This window comes from Marinobacter sp. B-12, from assembly GCF_056857915.1.
Map to the genome: position 1 here is coordinate 1 of NZ_JBSXOB010000012.1, position 10,937 is coordinate 10,937.

The window sequence follows — 10,937 nt, forward strand, 5'->3', positions numbered from 1 at the left end:
CGAGACGGCCACGCTATACGGTACCGATGGAACCACTATTCTGGGAATAGGAACGGTAGCTGCCAATGGAACTTGGTCCATCACTCCAGATGCACCATTGTCCGAAGGCTCTCACGACCTTTCCGTCACGATGACGGATGCCGCAGGTAACGAAAGTGGTGCGTCCTCTGCACTGACATTGGTAGTCGATACGACAGCGCCGGATGCACCGTCGGCTCCTGTTCTGGATTCAGGCTCCGATTCCGGAACTCAGGGTGACAACACCACCAATGACACTCAGCCGGCTATTACTGGCTCAGGTGCAACACCAGGCGACGCTGTTACGCTTTACGACACCGACGGCACAACGGTCCTTGGTACCACTACGGTTGCCGGTGACGGCTCCTGGTCAGTGACTCCTAATGCGCCTTTATCCGAAGGCTCTCACGACCTTTCCGTCACCATGACAGATCCAGCCGGTAACGAGAGTGATCCGTCCGCTGCATTGTCACTGGACATTGATACTACGGCACCTAACGCGCCAGCGGCTCCGATTCTGGACTCGGGGTCCGATTCCGGAACTCAGGGTGATAACACCACCAATAACACTCAACCGGCTGTTACAGGCACCGGTGCAACCCGGGGTGACACGGTCACACTCTACGATACCGATGGCACCACCGTTCTGGGAGCTGGAACGGTAGCGGCCAACGGCACCTGGTCGATCATTCCAGATGCACCCTTGTCAGAAGGTTCACATGATGTGTCTGTCACCATGACGGATGCCGCGGGTAATGAAAGTGATCCGTCCGCTGCATTGTCACTGGACATTGATACTACGGCACCTAACGCGCCAGCGGCTCCGATTCTGGACTTGGGCTCCGATTCAGGAACTCAGGGTGATAACACCACCAATAACACTCAGCCGGCTATTACAGGCTCCGGTGCAACTCCGGGTGACACGGTCACGCTATACGACACCGACGGCACAACGGTCCTGGGTACCACAGCGGTTGCCGGTGATGGCTCCTGGTCAGTGACTCCCAATGCGCCTTTATCCGAAGGTTCTCACAATCTGTCCGTCACCATGACGGACGCCGCGGGTAACGAAAGTGGTCCGTCCGCTGCACTGACATTGGCGATTGATACTATAGCGCCGGATGCTCCATCGGCTCCTGTTCTGGATTCAGGGTCCGACTCAGGAACTCAGGGCGATGACATCACCAACATCACCCATCCAGCTATCAGTGGCTCAGGTGCAGCACCGGGTGACACGGTCACGCTCTACGACACCGACGGCACCACCGTTCTGGGAACTGGAACGGTAGCGGTCGACGGCACCTGGTCGGTCACTCCAGACGCACCATTGTCCGAAGGCTCCCACGACCTTTCCGTCACCATGACAGATCCAGCCGGTAACGAGAGTGATCCGTCCGCTGCCCTGACATTGGCGATTGATACTATAGCGCCGGATGCTCCATCGGCTCCTGTTCTGGATTCAGGGTCCGACTCAGGAACTCAGGGCGATGACATCACCAACATCACCCAGCCAGCTATCAGTGGCTCAGGTGCAGCACCGGGTGACACGGTCACACTCTACGATACCGATGGCACCACCGTTCTGGGAACTGGAACGGTAGCGGTCGACGGCACCTGGTCGGTCATTCCAGACGCACCGTTGTCCGAAGGCCCCCATAGCCTGTCGGTGACCGTGACTGACTCCGCTGAAAACGAAAGCGCGGCATCAGTCGCGTTGACCGTGACCATTGACACCACGGGTCCCTCTATCACAGAGAGTGTGTCCTCGGTTTCCGAGGAGGGCCTAACCGGTGGTGCAGCGGACACCAATGGTTCTCCGACCGACAGCACCGATGCTACCTCTGCCAGCGGTACCATGGCGTTCAGTGATGCCTCAACAATTACGGAGGTAGCCGTAACCGGCCCGACCGGTATAGCGGCAGCAGGGGAGACCGTCAACTGGACAGGTTCGTTTGATGGTAATGCCTACACACTAACCGGAGCGACGATCAGCGCAGGGACGATCGCGACGTTAACCGTTAATACGGCTGGCGAATATAGCTTCGCACTGGCTCAGTCACTCGACCATCCAGAGCAATTCATTGAAGCCATACTATCCCTCGAGTTTACTGTAGAAGCGACCGATTCAGCGGGTAACGTGAACAGCACGGGTGCTCTGTTCGTCAATGTTGAGGACGACATGCCGGTAGCCGCAGAGTCTGTCGTTCATGACGTAGTGGCAACCAACACGCCCATTAGCGGCTCGTTTGTGGATACGTTCGGTGCCGATGGAGGGCACCTGTCGTCGGTGACTGTTGACGGTTACACCTTTGAATACGACTCTGATGCGAACTCAGTGTCTGCGTATGGTTCATCGGATACCGTTTCAGAGTTCTCTGAAGCTGACTTCAATGCCGGCTCCGGTGAACTGACCGTCACGACGCTGAAAGGCGAGACGCTCCTCATCAACGTCAACGACGGAACCTACCAATACAACCATACGGGCGTGGCTCAATTACCGGAAGAGGCGCCGGTCGCGCCAGTAGTGTCTCTCGGGGATACCAACAGCTTGTTGGGGCTGGTCGGCGTTGGGGCTTTGGGACTGGTTAATTTCGCGGAAAGTCAGGAATTTTCGGCGGTAGATGACAATAGCGATATCAACTCGGTAACCATTACCTACACAGCCATAAGTGTCAGTGTCGGAGGTGGGTTTAACGTTGTCGGCGCCCAGGATATGGCGAGCGAGTTGGGCATAAGCTTCACATTGGATGACCTGGGTGTGCTTGACCTTACTGGCTCCATCACGGTGACAGCCGAGGATGGCGGAACTATAAGCAATCTTGCGCTGAACGAATTTCTGGGCGCAATATATCTTGACTCCGGCGTTCTGTCTCTGGGAATTGGAACCAGTCTGACCATCGCAGCGTCGGACAGCGCCGGGAATACGGACAGCTTTACCCGAAGCGACCTGGCGGATCTTGGACTCATGCAGACCGACGCCCCTGATTATCTCGTTGTAGGGGACAGTGGTGATAATGCGTTGAACGGCACTGGAAACGCCGACCGGCTGTACGGTTATCAAGGCAATGATTCACTGACGGGACTCGGCGGCAGCGACATTCTTCGGGGTGGTGACGGTAACGACACCCTGGACGGCGGGGCTGGAAACGACATCCTGATTGGCGGTGCAGGTAACGACACGTTGTCAGGTGGCGATGGCCTCGACGTGTTCCGTTGGGAGTCCGGCGACGAATCGTTGCCTGCCTCACCCCAAACAGACACAATTTCCGACTTTACGTTTGTCCCCGTATCAGCGGGCGGCGACACCCTGGATCTGGCCGACCTTCTTCAAGGGGAAGGCCGCATTGGAATGGATCCGGGCAATCTGGCCAATTACCTTCACTTTGAGTGGAACGCATCCGCAACGACCATTTCGGTGAGTACAACGGGTGGATTCCTTGGCGGTTTCGACGCTGCGCAGGTTGACCAGGTGATCGTCCTGACCGGCGTCGATCTGACGCAGGGTTCAATCTCTGACCAGGACATTATCGCCGACCTGATCGGGCAGGGCGCACTCCTCTTCGATGAGGCGACCGCTGATACCGATCTCCTCGGTGGCGTGACAAGCGTTACTGGCATTATCACCGACGGTGACGGGGACTCCAGTGCCAGCTCGGTTGGGTTCGACAGTACCGGAACTCCATCGCCAACGTCGCCGATGGCCAATCTCGCGGCGCCAGTGGTCCAGGCCGATACCTCGGCACTGCTGGGAATCGCCGGAATTGACGCACTTGGTCTGATCAATCTGAACAGCCAGGATCTCACGGCTGCCGACTCCGACGGAAATCTTCGTTCAGTCGTCGTCGATTACCAACCCATCTTGAGTGTTAACCTCGATGCGCAGACCCTAACAGCGTCCACGCAACTGGCCGCCGAACTAGGCCTTCAGTTCACTATCGAGAACGATCCTGGTGTACTGGGATTGGTTGCGCCGTCATCCCGGTTAACGATCACGGCCATTGATGATGGCGATATCGATAATCTTGCGATCAACGAGTTTCTGGCAACGGTTCAGTTTGACAATGGGCAAAGCCTGCTTGGTCTCAATCTCGAAGCGCAGGCAGCTTTGCTCGACGCGACACTGATCACTGCCATTGACGCCGGTGGCCTTAGTGCTTCTGAATCTCTTGGGCAACTGACGAATGTCGCGGTTCTAAGCTCGTTGCTGGGGAACGAGGACGTGATGGAAGGCGACGGTTTGGGCAACGTGCTGAATGGGGACGCCAGTCACGAAAGGCTATATGGCTTTGATGGTGATGATGTCATTGACGGTTCCGCTGGCGACGATCTTATTCGGGGCGGGGCTGGAAACGACACCCTGATCGGCGGAGACGGTAACGATACCCTGATTGACGGCAACGGGCAGGACAGCTTCAGCGGCGGAGCCGGAGATGACCTGATGTCTGTGTCCAGTGATCAGTTCGATTCCATTGATGGCGGTGAAGGGTTCGACGTACTCGTTCTCGACGATGGGATCGATATCGATTTTTCATCATTTGGCTTGGGGAGCGTCAGCAACATCGAACAGATCCATCTGGGTAATGATGATAGCGGAACGACTCTGACACTCACGGAAGAAGCTCTCGTTGCCATGACGGAGGCGGACAATGAGCTGATGGTCATCGGCGATGGGAACGACACTGTCGACCTCTCGGGCGCGACCCTTGAAGCCGCCAATCAGGTCATCAATGGCGCGACCTATGATGTCTTTAACTTTGGTTCTGGCACGCTGCTTGCAGATACGGACGTCAATGTAATCATTTGATGGCGTATCCATGTTTAAACGATGCATTTTTCTGGTTGCTGGCATTGCTGTTGCGTTTGCAATGCCGGCTCACTCACTGTCCCTGGAGGAGGCGGTCACCCTTGCGGTTGAACGTGCTCCTGAATTGCAGGTTGATGAAGCCAGAATCGCGGAGCAATCGGTTGCTATCTCTATCGAGAAAGATGGCTGGTTGCCCGCACTGAAAGGTACGTCAGAAATTGGGACCAGCAACAACGTCCGAAATGAGTTGAGGTTGTCGCAAACTGTCTATGACTGGGGCAAGACCAGAGCCAAGGTCAATCGGGAAGAATCGAGCAAACAGCAACTGGTCTACAGTGCAAAAACCAACCGGGAAATACTGGTCCTTGAGATTGTAGAGCTGTACCTGGATTGGCTTGGTGCGAACGCCCGAATGACGGCCAGTGACGATGAAGTTTCGCGCCTGAAGAATCTGGTCGCCTTAACGAGACGCCGCGTTGGAACCGTCGTGGACAGGGTAGAACTGACGCGTGCTGAAACAGCACTCGCCCGTGCACGGGAACGCCGGGTCATTGCCCAGGGAGACTTTCTTGAAGCGCTGGGATCACTTGAACAGCGCATAGGGCGACGACTGATTGAGCGAGATATTAAACGCTTCCCCAATTGGCACCGCTGGTTTTCTGCAATACCCCATCACCAACTTCAGGACTGGGTAAAGGCGGCTCCTGCCATCAAGAGCGCAAAAGCGTCCGTTAACACGGCGGAAGCAAAGCTGGAGGTTTCAAAAACCGAACGCATACCCAGCTTGAGCCTGGAGTTTGTGGCAGAGCGTGTCGAAGACAGTTTTGGTCATCGAACGGATAATCGTGTTGCTCTTAGAGTCGAAACGCCGCTGTTCCAGGGTCTGTCATCCTGGCGCCGACCACGCTCTGCTGAAATGGCGGTCTCTGCGGCGAAGTTCGAACAGGAGCAGCTCGAGCAAAGAATGTTACGAGAGCTGAGATCGTCGTTGACGCTGATCCGGGTGTTAGGTGACAGGGTGCCAGCCATACAGGCACAACTGGAAGCCTCCGAAGTGACGCTCGACCTTTACCTCAAACAGTTTCTGGTAGGTCGCCGTGAGATCGCCGATCTCATTGGCGCTGAAAACGAGCGAATGGACGCATTGATCTCAAAAATTGAAGTGGAGGTCGAGCAGGCGAGACTTGGCGCAGCAATTGCTTCAGAGCTAGGGCAGTTAGAAGACCGGTTACTCGATCGATTGCCCGTTGCGAAACCTGAGGGAGCCTGACGCCCGTGCACAATTCACAGGATTGCTTGAGAAAGGCCATTTCGCTGTTGTGCCAGCACCTGGGGAAACAGGTTTCCCTGAAAAGGCTGGACCGCCTTGATGACGAAAACCTCGCGCTTGAACAACGCGTAGAAACGATGATGATGGCCGAAGGGTTTGAAGTCACAACCCGAAGAATGGCGATTGAACAACTGGCGTCGTGTCGTTTACCGCTGCTGGTCCGCCTTGTCGACGGTAGTTGGCACTTGCTGGTCGAAGTTAGGGATTCCCATTTTGCTCTCATGCGCACAGATGAGGGCGGCGACAACCTCAAGGAAGTTGATAGGAAAACGTTTCGGTCGGAATTCGATGGCGCCACTATCATCGCAACACCGGCATTTCGTACCACTGAATGGGTCGGTTCGTTTGCCCAGAAAGAGCAGATAAGCTGGTTCTGGAGCCCGCTCGCCGGTTTTTGGCGCGTATTCGCCGATGTGGGTGTTGCCTCCCTGGTTGCCAACGCGTTGGCGATAGCCATTGCCCTCTTCGCCATGCAGGTCTATGACCGGGTTATTCCAACCACCGCCCACGACACGCTCTGGGTTCTGGCGACCGGTGTGCTTCTGGCCATTGCCATGGAGATGGTCATCCGGCTGATTCGACTGTCCCTGCTCGAAGGCGTAGGGCGAACACTGGATCGAACGCTCGGGCGCAAACTGTTTGATCAATCCATCCATCTACGCTTGGAAAGCAGGCCTGCAACGCCCGGTGTGCTGGCTACGCAAATCCGGGAGTTTGAGTCGGTAAGGGAGTTCTTTACCTCCGCTTCTGCTGCATTGGTCAGTGATTTACCGTTTGTCGTGCTGTTTCTGGTAGTGATCTCGTTTCTGGGTGGGGCCATTGTCTGGGTTCCGGTCGTCGCATTGGTGCTACTGCTGGGCCCGGCATTGCTGTGTCAGCCACTACTGTCCCGCTTGTCGAAGGAAGGACTTCAGGAAAGTGCTCTCAAAAACAGCTTGTTACTCGAGTCTTTTGAAGGGGTGGAGTCCGTGAAGGCGGCAAGCGGAGAGAAACGGTTGTCTGGTATATGGGGGGACTTGCACGATCGCCTGTCTCACACCACCTATCGCCTTAGGCGAATCAGCCAGATCCTTGTCCAGTGGACAGGAACCGTCCAACAGCTGACCTATGTGGGTGTTGTTGTGGTCGGTGCCTACCTTATTGCAGCGGGTGACCTTACCGTCGGTGCACTCGTTGCCTGTACGATCCTTGTGTCCAGAACCGTTGCGCCGCTCGGGCAGGCGAGTGCGATGCTGTCCCGATGGCAGCATGTTAAGGCAGCACTGCAAGGCCTGGATTCACTGATGAGTGCGCCGACTGAGCGCCCGCAAGGCCGCCAGTTTGTTGAGCGCCCAGTGATGGCGGGCGCTTATCGATGTGAAGGGGTGCGTTGGAAACAGTCCGAAGACGGTGCGGAGATCGTCAACATTGATGCCCTGACAATAGACAGTGGTCAACGGCTGGCTCTTCTCGGCGCCAGTGGCGCCGGTAAGTCGTCCCTGCTCAGATTACTGGCCGGGCTCGTGTCACCGACCCAGGGCCAGATTCTGGTCGACGACACCAATCTTGACCATATCGATCCTTTGGACCGATCCGCGAACATTGGTTATTTACCCCAGGACGTAACGCTGTTCAACGGAACGCTCAGGGATAATCTCAACCCCGGGCTTCAGCCGCACACCGACGCTCAATTGACGTCACTGGTGGAGGACCTTGGGCTTGGCTCCTTCCTGAAAAAGCTGCCTTTGGGGCTCGACACTCTGATTCAGGGAAATCGATCCGTGTCCGGGGGGCAGCGGCAATTGATTGGCTTGGCCCGGGTTGTCGTTCAAAACCCGGCCATTGTGCTGATGGACGAACCAACGTCTTCTCTGGACCAGCAGACTGAGCAATGTGTTCTGAAATTCCTGAAACCCTGGCTGGAAAAACGAACCCTGGTTGTTGCGACCCACAAGCGGTCCCTGCTGGAGCTGGCAGACCGGGTAGTCGTTATCCAGGGTGGCAGCGTTGTGATGGATGGCCCCCGGGATAGCCTGACGGTAAAAGTAGCTTCCGAAGCATCGAAGTAAGGAATAACGATGAGTCATCTTGATTATGACACTGCCAGCCGCTTCAAGAGATCCCGCTCCGTCCTGTGGGCGTGCTTTCTGTGCCTCGGGGTATTTGTCGCCTGGGCGTCTTGGGCGGAAGTGGACGAAATGACGAAAGGGGAAGGGCGCATCATTCCCTCAGGCCGCCTTCAGGCTATTCAAAGCCTGGAAGGAGGCATCCTCCGGGAACTCTACGTCAGTGAAGGCGATGTTGTTGAGAAAGGCCAGGTGCTTCTGAAACTGGACGATACCCGGTTTCGGTCGTCGTATATGGAAACCCGGGAACAGGTAAATACCCTGAAGGCAGCCATCGCCCGCCTCGAGGCAGAGGTCACCGGGGCGAAAGAAGTCAGTTTCCCCGATACCCCGGCGATTCCTGAGAGCCTGATCAACGCTGAACGCAAACTGTTCAATGCCCGGCAGGCAAAACTTGAAGAGACGTTGAGTTCACTGAAGCGTCGCAGTGCCATTGTTGATCGACAACGGCAGCTCCTCAAACCCTTGCTGAAGGATCAGGCTGTCAGTGAAATGGAGTATCTAAACCTTGAAAGTGAAGTAGCCTCACTTGAGGGGGAATATCTGGATGTCTCTCGCAAATACTCTGAAGAGGCTTATGGAGAGCTCGCCAGTAAACGAGGGGAGCTCGGCCGGATCCAGCAAGTGCTGTTGCAACGGGAAGACCAACTAAAACGGACAGACTTGTTGTCACCAGTCAGGGGGAAGGTCAACAACATTTCCGTCACGAGCGAAAGCGGCGTCGTACAACCAGGTGAACTGATCATGGATATTCTGCCGCTTGACGACAGTTTGTTGGTGGAAACAAGGATAGAGCCACGTGACGTCGCCTTTATCGCTCAGGGAATGCCCGCAGTCGTTAAACTGACGGCATACGACTACACCGTGTACGGGTCATTGACTGGACAAGTGCTTAAAGTCGGCGCCGACTCGACCGAAGAACAATCTGCGAGAGGCAAAGAGGTATACTACAAGGTACTGGTACAGACAGACGCGAGCAGTCTGAGCCACCGGGGGAAGACGCTGCCAATGAAACCAGGAATGGTGGCGCAGGTGGAAATCAAAACAGATAAGAGAACGGTACTGTCTTACCTTCTTCGTCCTGTGCTGAAAGCGAGGCTCAACTGATTTGCCGTGTCGGCTTGCATTCTGATTTGCATATTGCAAAAAAAGGCAGTGAAACTGCATTTTGCAAATCCTCACTGTTTTATTGTCGCTGGGCTTGTCGAGACGAGCAGCACGGTGATCGTTAAGTTGTCCTCCTCACATACTGACTTATTGGTTACACTGGTTCTACGCATCAAGTAAAAGTCGAAGAGAACGCAATGGGCGCTGAGAAGCAACGTATCCAACCAGAGTTCGAATGGGTAGATCAGCGGGGAGACGAGTCGATCCGATACCTGGATCACGGTTACCCAAGCCCACTTGTGCGCTGGCACTATCACGAGGAATATGAACTCCACCTGATCACCGAGACCTCCGGAAAGGTTTTCGTGGGTGATTATATTGGCAATTTCGCCCCCAATAGCCTGATCCTTGTGGGGCCCAACCTTCCTCACAACTGGATCAGTCAGCTAGAGAAGGGGGAGCATGTTGAGCTTCGTGACCGCGTCATCAATTTTTCCCACGATCTGATTACCGCCTCTGAATCAGTGTTTCCTGAAACGCGCGCCCTGGCTCCGTTCTGGCAGCGTGCTCAATACGGCATTGAGTTCCGGAATCGCGAGGGAATTAATAAAGCGATAGGGTTGTTTGAAGAAGTTGCCACTTCGAACGGCTTTCGACGCTTGACCCGTTTCTGGGCAATGGTTGAGATCCTGGCGGCGATGGATGACTATCGTGTGCTGTCCTCGTCGACTTACCTTCCTATTACCGATGAAAAAATCCTCAATCGACTTAACCAGGCCCTGAATCATATTTTCGAGCATTATCGGGCCAGCATTTCTCTGGAAGAGGTTGCGGCGCATGTGAACATGAGCCCAACCTATTTCTCCAAGTTCTTCAAGAAGGCTACTGGCCATCGATTCATAGAGTTTGTCAATACGCTTCGGGTCAACAAGGCCTGTGAGCGTCTGGCCCATAGCAATGACCCGATTACGGAAATCTGCTTTCAGGTTGGCTTCAACAACATCGCTAATTTCAATCGCCGTTTTTACGACGTGAAGAGCATGACGCCGTCTGAATATCGAAGAACCTCCATGGACGCATTGTATCAGCGCTAATTTGCGCTCCCCGTATTTTTACCCTGCTCTGTCAATCTTCTTTTCTCCCCAAAATGATACTTTCTGGTGACCGATCTCCATTTTTATTAGCCCTTGTTTTATCTGAAAAAATCGACTCAGCCTTTGCGTGCTGCAGCTTTGAGCCTGGCGAGCGGGGCCAGCCTCCTTCCAAGCGACAGCAAAAAAGTATAGAAAAATGACAGGGTATGTATTTGTTCAGGTGTGGCATTGAGCGTGTAATAGTCTCCACTGATGCACTTCACTGACGTGCGATGTACACGTCAGATCAAAGTGCCAGGAATGCTCCAGATGATCTGCGCATTCTGAACGACCTACTCGAGGGTTGGCAGACAAACGTGAAAAATTCCCCAAAAACAGCCGTAAAGGACTAAAATTAATAGCTTATGACACCTTTTTTCAGGATGATTGATCAGTCTTTGATATAAGTGAAAAAAGGCCGCGCACTAGGTACTGACGAA

5 protein-coding genes are annotated in these 10,937 nt (G+C 54.7%); all 5 read left to right on the forward strand.

What is annotated here, in order from left to right; translation table 11 throughout:
* Window positions 1-37 precede the first annotated feature (37 nt).
* The 5 genes from AC13D2_RS00355 (at window position 38) to AC13D2_RS00375 (ending at window position 10,458) form a co-directional block, all read left to right on the forward strand.
* On the forward strand, window positions 38-4,822 hold the full coding sequence (locus tag AC13D2_RS00355) for an Ig-like domain-containing protein (protein WP_482938029.1): 4,785 nt from the start codon (window positions 38-40) through the stop codon (window positions 4,820-4,822).
* Between the two features lie 10 nt (window positions 4,823-4,832).
* Window positions 4,833-6,092 (forward strand): TolC family protein, encoded by a 1,260-nt coding sequence (locus AC13D2_RS00360; RefSeq protein ID WP_300497802.1) that lies wholly within the window; start codon window positions 4,833-4,835, stop codon window positions 6,090-6,092.
* Between the two features lie 5 nt (window positions 6,093-6,097).
* Window positions 6,098-8,200: a type I secretion system permease/ATPase gene (locus AC13D2_RS00365; protein WP_482938028.1), complete on the forward strand. Its 2,103-nt coding sequence runs from the start codon at window positions 6,098-6,100 to the stop codon at window positions 8,198-8,200.
* Window positions 8,201-8,209: 9 nt separating this feature from the next.
* Window positions 8,210-9,364 (forward strand): beta-barrel domain-containing protein, encoded by a 1,155-nt coding sequence (locus AC13D2_RS00370; RefSeq protein ID WP_300497807.1) that lies wholly within the window; start codon window positions 8,210-8,212, stop codon window positions 9,362-9,364.
* A gap of 197 nt (window positions 9,365-9,561) precedes the next feature.
* Entirely contained in the window at window positions 9,562-10,458 is an 897-nt protein-coding gene (locus AC13D2_RS00375; RefSeq protein WP_300497810.1) for an AraC family transcriptional regulator, read from the forward strand.
* Window positions 10,459-10,937 lie beyond the last annotated feature (479 nt).